The following is a 15,129-nucleotide window of genomic DNA, read 5'->3' on the forward strand; positions in this document are numbered from 1 at the left end:
GCCCCCGGCCCCGAGCGGCTCGCCCGCCCGGGGCCGTGGTGGTCGAGAAGCCCTGTCAGGTGGCGCAGTCGATGCAGGTATGGGTGGTGGGGCGAGCTTGAAGCCGACCCGTCGCGATCGGCTCACCGCAGCGCTCGCAGCGTCCGTACGCGCCGGCGGAAAGCCGAGCCAACGCGTCATCGAGCGCCATCAGGTGCTGGTGCGAACTCTCCAGCAACGCAGCGGTCTGCGAGCGCTCAAAGGCGATCGTGGCCCCTTCGGGATCATGCTCGTCATCGGTGGCGACGAGCCGGGCAGCCTCGACGATCGCCTCCAGGTCGCGGCGAAGCGAGGTCATCCGTTCCGTCGTGGCGGCCCGGTCCGCCGTCAGCAGTTCACGGAGTTCTCGATCCCTGTCGGCGGCCATTGCTCCACGATGCCACGAGCGCCGGGCCGGCTCGTCCCCGCCGGGTTGCGGTGGGGACGAGCCGAGCGTGCGCCGTCAGCGCGAGGTGATCGCGGGGCCGGCGTTCACCGTGGTGTCGTCAGCGGATGGTGACAGCGCTGCCGGCGTCCCAGCTGATCGGCGTCGAGTACAGCACGAAGCGGTAGTCCCGGAGCTTGCTGTACCGGTAGGACAGCTGCACCTCGCCCTTGCCGTTGGTCCGGACGCCGGCCTTCAGCGTCCGCCACACCGTGGATCCCCTCTCCCGGAACTGGAAGGCGCCGGGCGCCGACCGCTTGAAGTAGGTGTTGGCGGAGGTCGAGTACAGCAACGACGTGCCCTTCAGCGTCACAACGTCTCCCGTCCGCGATGACGCAATCCAGGCACGAGCGGCCAGCTTCACCGTGACACCGACCTGGTTCTGGACGTTGACCGAGTCCTCCTCCTGGTCCTCGTTGTAGCTGCCCAGACCGCGGAAGACCTGGTAGCCGATCGCGTGCGTGTCCGGCACCCGCCAGCGGCCGTCGCCGGTCGGGTAGTTCACGTCGAAGACGATCTGGTTGACGCCACCCAGGCTCGGGTGCCTCAGCACCCACCCCGACGCCGATTCGGGCGACTTGCATCGGCCGCTCACCGACCCGAACAGCGTCCGGTACGGCCGGTCGATCGCCACCCGGGTGGGGACCCACAGGTGGCAGGTGCCGTCGATGTCGGCCTCGGCGGCCTTGGTCGGAGGAGCCCACGACGGATCGGGGGCAGGGCCGGCGGCCGAGGCCGCCAGCGGTGTCACGGCCGCGAGGCCGAGAGTGGCCACCGCAGCCGTGAGGGTACGAAGCTTCACGACGTACTCCTTCTCTCGATGGAGCACTGACTACTGTCAGTGCTTGTCACGAGACTGACGGTAATTGCGTCGTGCGTTACCCGCCACATGTCACAACGTCCCGGCGTGTCTTGGCAGCACCGGCCGCGAAACTCGATTGACCGGCGTGCGGCCGGTGACTTTGGGTGGGGTGGTGACCATCGAGCGGACCAATCCCCCAGCGCTGCACCCGACCCCCGGCTACCACCACGTGACCACGGTGGAGGCATCGCGGCTGGTCTTCCTGGCCGGTCAGTGCCCGCTGGACTCGGCGGGTGAGCTGGCTTCGGGCGAGCTGGGCGGGCAGACCACGCAGGTGATCAGCAACATCCTGACCGCGCTGGAGTCGGCCAACGCCCGCCCCGAGGACGTCGTCCGCACGGTGATCTACGTGGCCAGCCCGGTCCGCGAGGACCTCGCCGCCGTCTGGACTCAGCTGAACGACTCCGAGCTCGCCCCGGCGTTCACCACCGCCAGCACGCTGCTCGGCGTCGCCCAGCTCGGCTTCCCCGGCCAGCTCGTCGAGATCGACGTCACCGCTGCCCTGGGTTAAAGCGGGTGATTCGGCTGGAGCAGGCCCGTCGGGTCGAGCTCCTGCCGCAACCGCCGGAGCCGGGCGTACGCCGACGGTTCGTACGCCTGCGCCACCTCCGCACTGGTGAGCGGGGCGAAGCTGAAGTTCAGGCTGCGGCCGATCCCGTACGGCGCCCACGGCGCCACGATTTCTTCGAGCAGCGCCGTCACGTCCTCCGCGGTCACTGACAACGCAGTCAGCGAGTACAACGCGTCGCGGTGGCCGATCGCGTTCGGCGTCGCCGGCGGGCGGGACATCGCGCCGCCGAGGTGACGGATCGCGACCAGGGTCATCACCGGCGCATCTGATCCGGTCAGCTTCGGCACAGTCGCGAGTGCTGCGGGTTCCAGGTCACGCAGCAGCACGTTGCGCGAGCGGTAAGGGCTCGGCCCGTCGGGCTCGGCGAAGATCCGGTGCGACTCGGTGAACGGGAGCTCGCCGACGGTGTCGAGCAGCGGCTCGCCTTCGGCGCGGAGCTCGGCGATCAACCGCTCCGCCTCATCCAGGCCGGTGAGCATGCTGAGCTGGAGCTGCGCGACGTGCTTGCCGCGCAACGGCGCGGGGACCGGCTGGATGTCGGGAAAGGCCAGGACCGCGACGGCTGAGGTCACCTCGTCCGGGACGCTCCGGGTCCACTCGTGCCAGGTCGCGAGCACGTCGGGCGCCGCCGCGAGGTCGTAGTACAGGCTGCCGCCGGCGAGGGTGGGCACCTCGAAGAGGTCGACCTCCAGTGCGGTCACGATGCCGAAGTTGCCGCCACCGCCGCGCAGCGCCCAGAACAGGTCCTCCTGCTCGGGTGTCACGGTGCGAAGCTCGCCGTCCGGGGTGACTAGTTCGAGGCGGCGCACGTGGTCGGCCGCGAATCCGTAGCGCCGCGCCATCAGGCCGGTGCCGCCACCGAGCGTGTACGAGACCGCGCCGACGCCCGGGAAGCTGCCGGACAACGGAGCCAGCCCGTACGGCGCGGCCGCGTCGATCACCTGCTGCCAGGTCGCTCCCGGCTGAATCGCCGCCGTACGCCGTCGCGGGTCGACCGAGACGCCGGCGAAGGCCCCGGTGGTGATGAGCACGCCGTCAGTCGGCGTGGTGTGGCCGTGCCCGCGGCCCTGGACCGCGACGCGCAAGGCGTGATCGCGGGCGTACCGGACTGCCTCCTGGACGTCGGTGGCGCTCGTGACGCCCGCGATCCAGGCGGGGCGGTGGGGATCGAGGCGCTGGATGCCGAGGCGCTGGTCGTCGTAGCCGTCGGTCGTAGGTGTCCATGTCTGCATGCCGACGACGCTAGAGATGCTTCCGGACAGCACTTGTCCTCAAGCTGTGGATATCTTTGTGGACATGAACGACCTGCCGGGCCGGCTGCTGCGCCTGCTGTCGCTGCTGCAGAGTCGGCGGGAGTGGTCAGGAGCCGAACTGGCCGAGCGTCTCGGTGTCACCGACCGGACCATCCGGCGCGACATGGACCGGCTGCGGGCGCTCGACTACCCGGTGACCGGGACCACGGGTACCGCGGGCGGGTACCGGCTGGGGTCCGGGCGGAACATGCCGCCGCTGGTGCTGTCGGACGAGGAGGCCGTCGCGGTGGCGGTCGGCCTGGCCGGAGCCGGTAGCGGAGGGGTCGCCGGCCTGCACGACAACTCGATGAGCGCGCTGGCGAAGCTGTCGCAGGTGCTGCCGCCGCGGCTTCGTCCACAGGTCGCCGCGGTCGGCGCGACGTCCGTGGTCGGGCGAGAGGACCAGCCGCAGCTGGATCCGGCCCGGCTGGCCGTGCTGGCCGCGTGCTGCCGCGATCGGGAGATCGTTGCCTTCGACTACGAGTCGCGTGGCGGCGAGAGCAGCGCCCGCCGGGTCGAGCCGCACCGGCTGGTCGCGCTGCAGGGCAACTGGTACCTGGTCGCGTTCGATCCCGGCCGGGACGACTGGCGGACCTTCCGGGTCGACCGGATCACCGATGTGCGACCGACCCGGCACCGGTTCACCGCGCGCGACCTGCCGGCGCCGGACGCGGCGACGTACCTGACCGAGTCGTTCGCGACCGCGACGTACCGGCACTGGGCGACTCTGCGGGTGCAGCTGCCGGCGGACGAGGTCCGCGCGGGGTTCTACGGGCGCTGGCTGCCCGGCCGGGTCGAGCCGGCCGGGGCGGACGCCTGCGTGGTTCACCTGACGGCGGAGTCTCCGCAGCTGCTGGTGCAGTACCTCGCCGGGGTCGTTGCCCTGGGCGCGGAGTTCACGCTGGAGGCCGCCGAGGAGACCGCGGAGGTCATCCGCCGGGTGGGCAGTGCGTTGGTCACCGGCTGACCAGTGGGTTGCGCGGGTTGGTCAGGATTCTGATCAGCGGCCCCGTGGTGACGGATCACGCGGTGATCAGGCCGATGCCGAGGGTCAGGACGCCGAGGGCGAGCACGGCGGCGCCGAGCCAGAGGATCCAGACGAACTGGTTCGGCCGGCTGCGGCCGGGGCCGGCGGACGAGGTGAAGAAGCCACCGGACATCAGGATCGCCGCGACCGGCAGCGCGAGCCGGCCGATCCACAGCCAGCTCCCGCTCAGGCTGGTCGCGTCGACGTAGAGCAGGCCGACCAGGCTGAGAATGACCAGCACGCCGGCATGTCCGTGACCGGCCCGGGCGAACGACCTCTGGAAGTCGGTCATCGGGACCTGGCCGCGCACGATCCTGGTCAGGAACCACCCGCCGAACTGGATCGTCACGATCGTGAGCAGGACGGCGCCGGCGATGATTCTCGACGGCTCACTCAACGCGGTCATGGGTGGAACTCCTCCTGGGTCAGGGGGTCAGCGGACGGACTCGGGCTCAGCCTGGGGCTTGGCTTCAGGCTCGGGCTGGGGCTTGGCTTCGGGCTGGGGCTGGAGGGTGGCGGCCGGGTGCAGGAGCCGGCGGATCGGCGTACGGGGAGCGGAGCGGGCGGCCCAGACCGCGACCGCGAGGTAGAGGACCTGCTCCGGGATGCGCTGCCACAGCGGCGTCGCCGGCGCGCCGTTCGCGAACGCGACCTGCTCGGTCGCCGCGTAGACGTTGGCCGGAAGCATCACCACGAACAGCGTCGCGAGCGACCACCCGGCCGCCCATCTCGTTGCCGTCAGCACCAGTCCGAGCGCACCGAGCAGCTCCAGCACGCCGGTCAGGTAGACCATCGCGTCGGCGTACGGGACGAACGGCGGCACGATCCGCACCAGATCCGCGTGATTGGGCATCACGGTCACACTCGCCGGCACGAAGTGCGCGCTCGCGGTCAGCAGCAGCATCACCGCCAGCCCGTGCGCCGCGCTCACCGCCCAGCTCGCGAACCGCCGGACTCCGAGCCCGCCCAGACCGCGCAGTACCAGCGTCGCCGCGATCAGCACCCCAACGATCACCAGGATCCACCTCCTCCTGTTTGGATAGTGACACTAGCCGTTAATGGATACTGCTACTATCCATCACGAATCGACGGAAGGCAAGCGGCATGCGGATCGCAGAGTTGAGCCGGCAGTCCGGAGTCCCGGTGCCGACCATCAAGTACTACCTGCGGGAGGGCCTGCTGTTCCCCGGCGAGCTCACCAGCCCCAACCAGGCCAGCTACGGCGAGGCTCATCTCCGCCGCCTCCGCCTGATCCGCGCGCTGATCGACCTCGGCCAGGTCCCTGTCGCCCGGGTCAAGGAGATCCTCGAGGGCCTCGACTCCCCCGACCTCTCCCTGCACCACCAGATCGGCCGCGCCCACCGCGCCATCACCCGAACCCGCACGATGCCCGACCAACTGCCGACCGCCGAGTCGGCCGCGACCCCCGACGCCCGCACTCTCGCCGCCCAGCAGATTGAGGACCTGCTCGCCGCCCGCGGCTGGACGGTCGAGCCCGACGCCCCCGCCCTCACCACCCTGATCGACACCGTCGCCACCCTGCGCGCCCTCGACCAGGACCACCTCGTCGCCCACCTCGACACCTACGCCGAAGCCGTCGAGACCTTCACCCACCTCGAGATCGCCGCCGTCACCCAGCGCACCACCCCCGACCAGATCGCCGAGTCCGTCGTCATCGGCACCATCCTGGGCGAAACCCTGCTCACCTCGCTGCGCCTGCTCGCCCAGGAGTCCATCTCGGCCCAGCACTGGCGCAGCGGAGGAGCTGGCGATTGAGGTACTAGGACGCGGCCGGCTCGAAACCGGCGAGAGCTGCTCCAGCGCGTGCTCCTCGGCTCACGGGAAGCACGTCTTGACGGGCCGTCGACCACCTGGGCAGCAGGGCGGAGCTCAGGTGACCAGACCGCGCCGGTAGGCGTAGACAACCGCCTGGACGCGGTCGCGCAGGTCGAGCTTGGTGAGGATGCGGGACACGTAGGTCTTGACGGTCTCGTGGCTGATCACCAGGGTGGCGGCGATCTCGCTGTTGGACAGACCGTCCGCCATCAGCAGCAGCACCTCCAGCTCGCGCGGAGTCAGCGGGACCTCGGCCGGTGCGTTCTCCGCGGGCCGGACGCGGGCGGCGTACCGGCCGACGAGCTGGCGGGTCACCTCGGGAGCCAGCAGAGCGGCGCCGCCGGCAACGGTCCGGATGCCCTGCAGCAACTGCGATGCCGGCGCGTCCTTGAGCAGGAACCCGCTGGCTCCCGCGCGCAGCGCCTCGTACACGTACTCGTCCAGGTTGAACGTCGTCACCACGAGCACCTTGACCGGCCGGGCGACCCCCTCGCCGGCGAGCAGCCGGGTCGCCTCGATGCCGTCCAGGACCGGCATCCTGACGTCCATCACCACCACGTCCGGCTGCAGCCGGACGGCCAGGTCCACCGCTGCCCGGCCGTCCCCGCACTCGCCGACGACCTCGAGGTCGGGCTGCGCGTCGATGATCGTCGCGAACCCGGTGCGGATCAGCGCCTGGTCGTCGCAGACCAGCACCCGCACCGGCGCGGTCACGACGGGCTCCCGGACGGGATGCACGCCCGGACGACGAAGCCGCCGTCCCGGCGTACAGCGCTGAACTCGCCGCCCAGCACGGCCACCCTCTCCCGCAGCCCGGCCAGACCCCGGCCGCTTCCACCGGGAGACGCCGGATGGGTGCCGGACCCGTCGGTGCGGACCTCCACGGTGATCTCCCGCTCGCCATGCCGCACGTACACGCTGGTGCGGCTGCCATAGGCGTGCTTGAGCGCGTTCGTCAGCGCCTCCTGCACCACCCTGTACGCCGTGACTCCGGCGCTGCCGGCGGTCGCCATCGGTTCACCCTGCTCGGTCAGCTCGACCGGTTGACCGGCCCGGCGCACCTGCTCCACCAAGGCGTTCAGCTCGCCGAGGGACGGTGTTCGCGGCTCGGTGCTGTGGTCCGGGTTGAGCAGGCCGAGCAGGTGCCTCAGGTCGGTGACAGCCCGCCGGCCGGTGTCGGTGATGGCGGTCAGCGTCTGCTCGAGGCGTTCGGGTGAGGCGGTGAGGTACCGCGCAGCTTCGGCCTGCACCACCATCGCTGTCACGTGGTGCGTCACGACATCGTGCAGTTCTCGGGCGACCCGGGTGCGTTCCATCGTCAGGGTGGTCTCGGCGACATGGCGGCGCCGCTCGGCCTCAGCCGCCCGGGAGAGGCGTAGCCAGGCACCGATGCCCCAGGCAAGCGCCAGGGCGAGGTAGAACGTCACGTAGCCGGTGATGCCCTCGGCCGAGCCTTGCCGATCCAGCCCGACGGCGAGTGGCACGTAGGCGGCCGACGCCACGACCATCGTCGTCCGCCGGTACCGGTCGAGGTGCGCGGCCGTGCTCAGCAACGCGATGGGCAACGCCGTACCGGCGACCGTGTGGTAGCCGCGAAGCTGGTCGGCGGCGAAGCCGATCGACACCAGCGCCAGGCAGACCGTCGGCCACTTCCGGCGTACGGCGAGCGGAGCGCACTCGAGCGCGACCACCGCGAGCGCCAGGGCGTCCATCGGGCGGGTCGGCAGGTCACCGAGCTGGGTCCCGTTGCTGCGCAGCGCCGGCACCAGCGAGGACAGGGCGAGCGCCAGCGCCAGCGGGGCGTCCCGGACCGTGACGTCGGACCGCCGCCACAGGTCCTGGACCCGCCGCAGGTCGATCACTGAACGAGGGTAGCGGCCGGCGCGCCACGGCGAGGGCGGGGCAGCAGGGTGCCGCGGCGACGAGCCAGCCACAGGAACACCACGGTCAGCACCACGCCGGCCACGACCGCGGCGACGCTGGCCTCCGGCCCGAACTCACCGCCGCTGAGCGCAACCGATCCCGACGTCACGCCGTCCAGCAAGCCTTCCGGCGCACTTGTGCCGGACACGTCGGTGCCGAAGATGGCCGCCTCGGCGAAGTTCCAGCCGAAGTGCAGGCCGATCGGGACCCAGAGGGTGCGGGTGGCCGCGTAGGCGGCGCCGAGCATGCCGCCGGCCTGGATCGCGATGGCGATCGTGCTCCACAGGGTCGCGTGCGGGTTGAACAGGTGCGCCAACCCGAACAGCAGGCTGGTCAGCGCCAAGGCCAGCCCGGTGCCGATGCGGCCTTCGACGATGCGGAACAGGATGCCGCGGAAGATCAGTTCCTCCGTCACCGCGGCCGCCGCCGTGAAGCCGAGCAGTGCCACCGCGCCCGACGCCGATCCCCAGCCGACCACCTGGTAGCCGCCGAGCACGGCGATCGTCGCGATCACCGCCGCGAACAGCGCGACGCCGATCAGGACGCCGCCTCCGACCCTGGTGACAGCTCCGGTCCGAGCCAGCTCCACCGGCGTACGGCGTTCTGTCCGCCGCACGATCCAGCGGTAGGCCAGCAGCGCCAGCACCGCCGTCGCGACGCCGATAACGAGAGTCAGCGGCGTGTTCCACTGCGCCGCGCCGACAGCCAGACTGCCGGCGAACGCCACCACTGCCACGACGACCAACTGCTGCACCAGACGCATGTCCACTCCTTCGCGAGATCCCCGCGAACGAAGCGCCGCGGCCACCTCGAACGCTAGGGATTCTGCGCGCCGGAATCGTCACCGTGCGGTGGACACCTGCGGTAGCTCGCACGGGGGACAAATCGGCCCCCGGTTGGTGCGAAACGATCGGTGCTCAGCCGTCGTGGGCCATGTCGACGAAGCGGGAGTAGTGGCCCTGGAAGGCGACGACCACGTCGGCGGTGGGGCCGTTGCGGTGCTTGGCAACGATGAAGTCGGCTTCGCCGGGCCGGGTGGACTCGCGCTCGTACGCGTCCTCACGGTGCAGCAGGATGACGACGTCGGCGTCCTGCTCCAGCGAGTTGTGGGTGGCGATGCCTTCAGCGACGAAGTTGTGCGTGCCCATCACGGTGGCGTCGTAGACCTCTTGCTCCCCGAGGCTCTCGATCGACGTGACGGCGTCCCAGAAGATGTCGTTGGTCGCGAGCACTTCCAGGTCAGCATCGCCCAGCACATCAGCGACCTCGGCAAGGCGCTGACGGCTGGGGGCGTGCTTCCACAGGGCCGAGCCGGAGAACTGGGTGCCCATTGCGGCGGCGAACTCACGATGGGTCACCTGCTGGTCGGTCAGCACTTCGCGCACCCGCGACCAGACTTCCTTCGGCACGGTGTCGAGGTTCGGGTTGGCACGGAGATCGCGCAATGCGGTTGCCACCTCGAGCGCTTGCAGCCCACGCACACCGTGGACACCGATCTCGTCGCAGAACCGGAGCTGGTTCTCGGCGCCGTAGATGTGCAGGTGGTAGCCGTCGCGGTAGCCGGTTTTCCGCGCCACCTCGATCCTGCTGAAGATGTTGAAGCGCAGCAGCAATCGGGCCAGGTCGTCCACCAGACGCCGACTGGTCGAGGCGTAGTGGATGCGCGCCTGCCCTGCCTTGTCGTCCCAGCGGACCGAGCCGTCTGTTGCCCACAGATGCCGGATGAAGGAGCCGACCTGCTCCTTCGGCAGGCCGAAGACACCGGGAGGAACGAATTTCTCGTGGCTGCGCAGGCCGAACAGTCCGAGACCGTCCAGCCACTCGGCGATCGGGTTCCGCCGACCGCGAGCAAGCCGGTACGGCGCCGGCAGACGAAGCGTGGTGACCCGCGCGGCGGCGTACTCGTCGCGCACCGGCGTGATCCCGAACCTCCGACGGGCCGCGGCGCCGACTGCCTCGAGATTGTGCTCGTCGATGCTGGCGTAACGGATCGGCTGCCGTCGTACGAACGAGCCGTCGCCGAGCAGGTGGGCCAGCAGGACCACCTCGTCGTCGTTCCACGCCTTGATGTTCAGCGGGGGCGGAACATGCCGCAAAGACCCGAGCCGCTGGCCCGGAACCAGATCACCCAGCGGCTTCCAGCCGTCGTAGGTCAGGAAGGGATGGTTCGCGGTCGCCTTGATCTCGCGGCCCGAGGCGAGCTTGAGCCGGAAGACCTCTTTCACCCCGCTCGGGAACACGTGGGTCATCGTGCGCGGTACCAGCTTGAGGCGGTCGTCCAGGGACCAGACCGGAACGTCCTTCGCATCGTCCGCGAGCAGCTCGCCCAGGGAAATCTCCGCACCGGTGTCCGCCCGCAGCAGACGCGTGTCCGCGGTGAGGCAGCCCGACTCGCGCAGGTCGGAGGCCATCGGGCGTTTGTCGGAGCGCTGCTCGGAGCCTCGGTTGAGCTGGCAGATGGCGACGACGGGCAGCTCGAGCTCCTTGGCGAGCAGCTTGATGGAGCGGGAGAACTCGGAGACCTCGAGCTGGCGGGACTCGACCTTCTTGCCGGACGTCATCAGCTGGAGGTAGTCGATGACGATCAGGCGCAGGTCGTGCCGCTGCTTCAGGCGGCGGGCCTTGGCGCGGATCTCCATCATCGTCAGGTTCGGCGAGTCGTCGATGAACAGTGGCGCCTCGGACACCTCGCCCATCTTGCGGGCCAGCCGGGCCCAGTCCTCGTCGGTCATCTTGCCGTTGCGCATGTGGTGCAGCGGCACCTTCGCCTCGGCCGAGAGCAGTCGCATGGTGATCTCGTTGCGGCTCATCTCCAGCGAGAAGATGCACGAGGCCAGGCCGTGCTTGATCGACGCCGAGCGGGCGAAGTCCAGGCCGAGGGTGGAGTTGTGGGTCGGCACCATCGACTTGCCGGCCAGGTACAGGTGGTCGGGGTTGTCCACCTCGACGCAGCGCACCGGCACGCTCGGCACCGGCTCGACCAGCTCGACCCGGCGGTCGGGCTCGCCCAGCACCCCGGTGGTGACGCCGTGGCCGGAGATCTCGCGCGGCGCCGACTTCGGCACCGCCGGGGTCAGGCCCGGGTACGCCGTCATCGCGCTGTGCAGGTCCGCGGTGGTGCAGACGACCGGCTGGCCGCCGTCCTCGACGACCCACTGGTGCTCGGCGTCGGCGACCAGCGTGGTGCCGTCGGAGAAGGTGAGCCGGAAGCAGGGCCGGTCGAGCAGCACGTCGGTCGCCGCGACCACCCGGGTCGGCCGGCCGTCGGCGTCGAGCAGCACGTCGCCGGTGGCGACCTCGCCCATCGTCGTCCAGCCCGACGGCGTCGGCAGCGGAGTGTCCAGCGCGAGCGCCTTGCCCATCGCCGGCCGGGCCGCGACGATGATCATCTGGCCCGGGTGCAGCCCGTTGGTCAGCTCGTCCAGGTCGGTGAACCCGGTCGGTACGCCGACCATCGCGTCGCCGCGGGAGTCGATCGCCTCGATCTCGTCGAGGGCGCCCTCCATGATGTCCTTCAGCGGGGCGTAGTCCTCGGTGGTCCGCTTCTCGGTGACCTGGTAGATCTCCGCCTGCGCCTCGTCGACGACGTCGTCGACCTCACCCTCGCCGGCGTAGCCGAGCTGCACGATCTTGGTGCCGGCCTCGACCAGCCGGCGCAGGATCGCCTTCTCCCGGACGATGTGCGCGTAGTAGCTCGCGTTCGCCGCGAGCGGGACCGAGGCGACCAGCGTGTGCACGTACGGCGCGCCGCCGATCCGGGCCATCTCGCCCCGGCGGGTCAGCTCGGCGGCGACGGTGATCGCGTCGGCCGGCTCACCCCGGGCGTACAGGTCGGTGATCGCGTCGAAGACCGACTCGTGGGCCGGGCGGTAGAAGTCGGTGCCGCGCAGGGTCTCGATGCAGTCGGCGATCGCGTCCTTGCTGAGCATCATCGCGCCGAGCACGCACTGCTCGGCGGCCAGGTCCTGCGGTGGGGTGCGGTCGAAGCCCATCGCCGGGTTGCGTTCCTCGTTCCCGCCGTCCTGCCCCCCGCGGAACTCCGCAACGCTCACTTCGTCCGACCTCCTCGTCCGCCCAGCCGACCCGCACGCACGCAGACCCGCACCCGCCCGGGTCCGCCGGCCGGCGGATCCGGGAACCAGCCACGGATCGAACACGTGATCGAACCGTATCCGGCACCGCCGACAAGTTTCCGCGACCCCGTCCGCAGGCGGACTCGCCCCCGAGACTGCGGGCGGACGGTGTCGTCACGCGACCGTACGCCCCTCCCCCCGGACCCGGGTAGCCGGACATCCACAGGGGGTGTGGACGACCTGTGGGAAACTCCGGCCGCGGGTGTGCACAGGTTGGGTACATCCCTGTGGATATCTGGGGACAAACTTCCACAACCGTGCTCTGACCTGCGATTTTGTCTTCCCACAGCTGTGGAGGAGAAAAACATTCGAGACGTTCGGGTCCGGTGCTCTGTGCACAGATCACGCCAGGCACAATGAAGCCCATGCCCCTTACCAGCCCGCGGCACCGGGACCACGACGACCGGCCGGAAGCCCGCACCGGAACCAGCGGCACCACCGGAGCACAGCCGGCGTGAGCAGCCAGGACCGGGAGATCCTCCGGCTCGCCGTACCGGCGTTCTTCGCCCTCGTCTCCGAGCCGCTGATGCTGCTGGCGGACTCGGCGATCGTCGGGCACCTGGGCACCCCGCAACTCGCCGCGCTCGGCATCGCCGGCACCATCCTGCAGACGCTGGTCGGCATCTGCGTCTTCCTCGCCTACGGCACCACCTCGGCCGTCGCCCGCCGGATCGGGGCCGGGGACCACCGCGGCGCCCTGGCCCAGGGCATCGACGGTCTCTGGCTGGCGCTGCTGCTGGGCGTCGTCCTGGCGGTCGCCGGCGTCCTGCTCGCACCGGCCGCGATCGGCGCGTTCGACCCGTCCCCCGACGTCGCCGACCACGCCGTCGTCTACCTGCGGATCTCCTGCCTCGGCATCCCGTCGATGCTGCTGCTGCTCGCGGCCACCGGCGTACTGCGGGGGCTGCAGGACACCAAGACGCCGATGATCGTCGCGATCAGCGCGAACCTGGTCAACATCGTGCTCAACCTCGTACTGGTCTACGGCCTCGGCCTGGACATCGCCGGCTCCGCCCTCGGTACGGCGCTCGCGCAGACCGCCGCCGGGGTCGCCCTCGTCGTCGTGGTCGTCCGCGGGGCCCGCCGCGACGGCGCCAAGCTGCGCCCGGACCGACCCGGCATCCTGGCCTCGGCCCAGGCCGGCGTCCCGCTGGTGGTCCGCACGCTGACGCTGCGGGTCGCGATCATCCTGGCCACGTTCGTCGCCACCTCGCTCGGTACGACGTCCGTCGCGGCGCACCAGGTCGCCTTCACGCTCTGGTCGTTCCTCGCGCTGGCCCTGGACGCGATCGCGATCGCCGCGCAGGCGCTGACCGGCCGGGCCCTCGGCGCGGGCGACGTCGAAGGCACCCGCGCGATCACCCGCCGGATGATGTGGTGGGGCCTGTGGTCGGGCGTCGGCGGCGGGCTCGCGCTGTGGGGCCTGCACACGTTCTACGTGCCCTGGTTCACCGCTGACCCGGAGGTGCGGCACACGCTCGCCGCCGTGCTGCTGGTCGCCGCGTTGTGGCAGCCGGTGAACGGTGTGGTGTTCGTGCTGGACGGCGTCCTGATCGGCGCGGGCGACGGCCCGTACCTGGCGGTCGCCGGGGTGGTCGCGCTGGTGCTCTACGTGCCGCTGGCGCTCAGCGTGATCTGGTTCGACGGCGGGATCGTGGCGCTGTGGTGGGCGTTCGGCGGGTTCATGTTGTTCCGCCTGCTGACGCTGCTCACCCGGGAGCGCCGCGACGCCTGGATGGTCACCGGCGCGGTCCGCTGACCCTGTCCCCCCTGGCACGCCGACTCTGATGGGTCAACCCATCAGACGCATGGTTGGACCATCAGATTCTGGTGGGCCAACCATGCGTCTGACGGGTTGACCCGCGAGAGGCGGCGGTACGCGGGATGGGGCGGGGGCCGGCGGTAAGGCCGGGGCGGGGCGGCGCTAAGGCCGGGGCCGGCCAGGCCGGCCGGGGCGGGGCGGGGCGGGGCCGGGGCAGGCGGGGTCAGACGATGCCGACGGCCTCGCGGACGCGGTCGACGACGACCCGGGCCCGGGCGCGGGCACGCTCGGCGCCGGCGTCCAGCAGGGCGTCGAGATCGCTGTCCGGCGCCATCAGTTCCTCGTACCGGGCGCGCAGCGGGCCGATCTGGTCGTTGATGACCTCGAACAGCTGGTTCTTCAGGTCGCCCCAGCCCATCCCGCCGGCCTCGAGCCGCTTGCGGGTCTCGGCCAGCTGCTCCGGCGAGGCGAACTGCTCGTACAGCTGGAACGCCGAGGAGCTGTCCGGGTCCTTCGGCTCCTCCACCGGCGTGCTGTCGGTGGCGATCCGGCGGACCAGCTTCTTCAGCTGGTTCTCCGGCGCGAACAGCGGGATCGTGTTGCCGTAGCTCTTGCTCATCTTGCGGCCGTCGATGCCGGGCAGCGTCTTGGCGGCGTCGTCCTCCGGCAGTACCAGCCGCGGCACCTTGAGTTTGTCCTCGCCGAAGAGGTGGTTGAACGTACCGGCGATGTCCGCGGCGTACTCGACGTGCTGCGACTGGTCCTTGCCGACCGGGACCACGTCGGAGTCCATCAGCAGGATGTCGGCCGCCATCAGCACCGGGTAGTTGTACAGGCCCATGTTGACGCCCGCGTCCAGGTCCGACTTGCCGGCTTCGGCGTTCTTGTCCCGGGCCGCCTTGTAGGCGTGGGCCCGGTTCATCAGGCCCTTGGCGGACACGCAGGACAGCACCCAGTGCAGCTCGAACGTCTCCGGGACGTCGGACTGGCGGTACATCGTGATCCGGTTGGTGTCCAGACCGGCCGCGATCCAGGTCGCCGCCACCGAGCGGGTGTAGTACCGCATCTGCTCGGGATCGCGCAGCACCGTCAGCGCGTGGTAGTCGGCGATGAAGTACATCGCGTCGTAGCTGTCGGCGAGCTGCAGGGCCGGCCGGATCGCGCCGATCAGGTTGCCCAGGTGCGGGTCGCCGGTCGGCTTGATCCCGGTCAGCGACACCGGACGTGCGGGCGATTGCGTAGCCATGGTCCTATCCTCCC

At 70.6% G+C, this 15,129-nt stretch carries 14 protein-coding genes; 4 read left to right on the top strand and 10 right to left on the bottom strand.

Annotated elements, in window-relative coordinates; genetic code table 11:
- Nucleotides 1-55: 55 nt before the first annotated feature.
- Together KFLA_RS34650 and KFLA_RS34655 are read right to left on the bottom strand one after the other, a co-directional pair.
- The gene (locus tag KFLA_RS34650; protein WP_012924513.1) at nt 56-406 is read right to left on the bottom strand and encodes a TraR/DksA family transcriptional regulator; all 351 of its coding nucleotides are present in this window, start codon (nt 404-406) and stop codon (nt 56-58) included.
- Between the two features lie 118 nt (nt 407-524).
- Complete coding sequence (locus KFLA_RS34655) at nt 525-1,265, bottom strand: hypothetical protein (RefSeq protein WP_012924514.1); 741 nt, start codon at nt 1,263-1,265, stop codon at nt 525-527.
- A gap of 172 nt (nt 1,266-1,437) precedes the next feature.
- Between KFLA_RS34655 and KFLA_RS34660 the strand changes: the two genes are divergently transcribed.
- On the top strand, nt 1,438-1,836 hold the full coding sequence (locus tag KFLA_RS34660) for a RidA family protein (protein ID WP_012924515.1): 399 nt from the start codon (nt 1,438-1,440) through the stop codon (nt 1,834-1,836).
- Here the strand turns inward: KFLA_RS34660 and KFLA_RS34665 are convergent.
- Nucleotides 1,833-3,128, bottom strand: coding sequence for an FAD-binding oxidoreductase (locus tag KFLA_RS34665; RefSeq protein WP_041289624.1), 1,296 nt, complete (start codon nt 3,126-3,128; stop codon nt 1,833-1,835). The genes KFLA_RS34660 and KFLA_RS34665 overlap by 4 nt on opposite strands.
- Before the next feature lie 64 nt (nt 3,129-3,192).
- Between KFLA_RS34665 and KFLA_RS34670 the strand changes: the two genes are divergently transcribed.
- Nucleotides 3,193-4,155, top strand: coding sequence for a helix-turn-helix transcriptional regulator (locus KFLA_RS34670; RefSeq protein WP_012924517.1), 963 nt, complete (start codon nt 3,193-3,195; stop codon nt 4,153-4,155).
- Between the two features lie 55 nt (nt 4,156-4,210).
- Here the strand turns inward: KFLA_RS34670 and KFLA_RS34675 are convergent, their stop codons facing one another.
- Together KFLA_RS34675 and KFLA_RS34680 are read right to left on the bottom strand one after the other, a co-directional pair.
- Nucleotides 4,211-4,621, bottom strand: a complete 411-nt coding sequence (locus KFLA_RS34675; protein WP_012924518.1) for a hypothetical protein — start codon at nt 4,619-4,621, stop codon at nt 4,211-4,213.
- A gap of 27 nt (nt 4,622-4,648) precedes the next feature.
- The gene (locus tag KFLA_RS34680) at nt 4,649-5,230 is read right to left on the bottom strand and encodes a DoxX family protein (protein WP_012924519.1); all 582 of its coding nucleotides are present in this window, start codon (nt 5,228-5,230) and stop codon (nt 4,649-4,651) included.
- A gap of 89 nt (nt 5,231-5,319) precedes the next feature.
- On the opposite strand from KFLA_RS34680, the gene KFLA_RS34685 reads away from it, so the two are divergent.
- A complete protein-coding gene (locus KFLA_RS34685) occupies nt 5,320-5,991 on the top strand; it encodes a MerR family transcriptional regulator (RefSeq protein WP_012924520.1) in 672 nt (223 codons plus the stop codon).
- Nucleotides 5,992-6,105: 114 nt separating this feature from the next.
- Here KFLA_RS34685 and KFLA_RS34690 read toward each other — a convergent pair whose 3' ends face one another.
- The 4 genes from KFLA_RS34690 to KFLA_RS34705 form a co-directional block, all read right to left on the bottom strand.
- Nucleotides 6,106-6,765 carry a response regulator gene (locus KFLA_RS34690; protein WP_012924521.1) on the bottom strand — a complete coding sequence of 220 codons (660 nt, stop codon included), beginning with the start codon at nt 6,763-6,765 and terminating at the stop codon, nt 6,106-6,108.
- Nucleotides 6,762-7,913 (bottom strand): sensor histidine kinase, encoded by a 1,152-nt coding sequence (locus KFLA_RS34695; protein WP_012924522.1) that lies wholly within the window; start codon nt 7,911-7,913, stop codon nt 6,762-6,764. The genes KFLA_RS34690 and KFLA_RS34695 overlap by 4 nt, the downstream gene beginning before the upstream one ends.
- The gene (locus KFLA_RS34700) at nt 7,910-8,737 is read right to left on the bottom strand and encodes a CPBP family intramembrane glutamic endopeptidase (protein ID WP_012924523.1); all 828 of its coding nucleotides are present in this window, start codon (nt 8,735-8,737) and stop codon (nt 7,910-7,912) included. The genes KFLA_RS34695 and KFLA_RS34700 overlap by 4 nt, the downstream gene beginning before the upstream one ends.
- Before the next feature lie 154 nt (nt 8,738-8,891).
- The gene (locus KFLA_RS34705) at nt 8,892-12,026 is read right to left on the bottom strand and encodes a replicative DNA helicase (protein ID WP_012924524.1); all 3,135 of its coding nucleotides are present in this window, start codon (nt 12,024-12,026) and stop codon (nt 8,892-8,894) included.
- Nucleotides 12,027-12,561: 535 nt separating this feature from the next.
- Between KFLA_RS34705 and KFLA_RS34710 the strand changes: the two genes are divergently transcribed.
- A complete protein-coding gene (locus KFLA_RS34710; RefSeq protein WP_012924525.1) occupies nt 12,562-13,866 on the top strand; it encodes an MATE family efflux transporter in 1,305 nt (434 codons plus the stop codon).
- 226 nt (nt 13,867-14,092) lie between these two features.
- On the opposite strand, the gene KFLA_RS34715 is transcribed toward KFLA_RS34710, so the two are convergent.
- Complete coding sequence (locus KFLA_RS34715; protein WP_012924526.1) at nt 14,093-15,115, bottom strand: tryptophan--tRNA ligase; 1,023 nt, start codon at nt 15,113-15,115, stop codon at nt 14,093-14,095.
- Nucleotides 15,116-15,129 lie beyond the last annotated feature (14 nt).

Origin of the sequence: Kribbella flavida DSM 17836, assembly GCF_000024345.1 — a bacterium.
Lineage (GTDB): Bacteria > Actinomycetota > Actinomycetes > Propionibacteriales > Kribbellaceae > Kribbella > Kribbella flavida.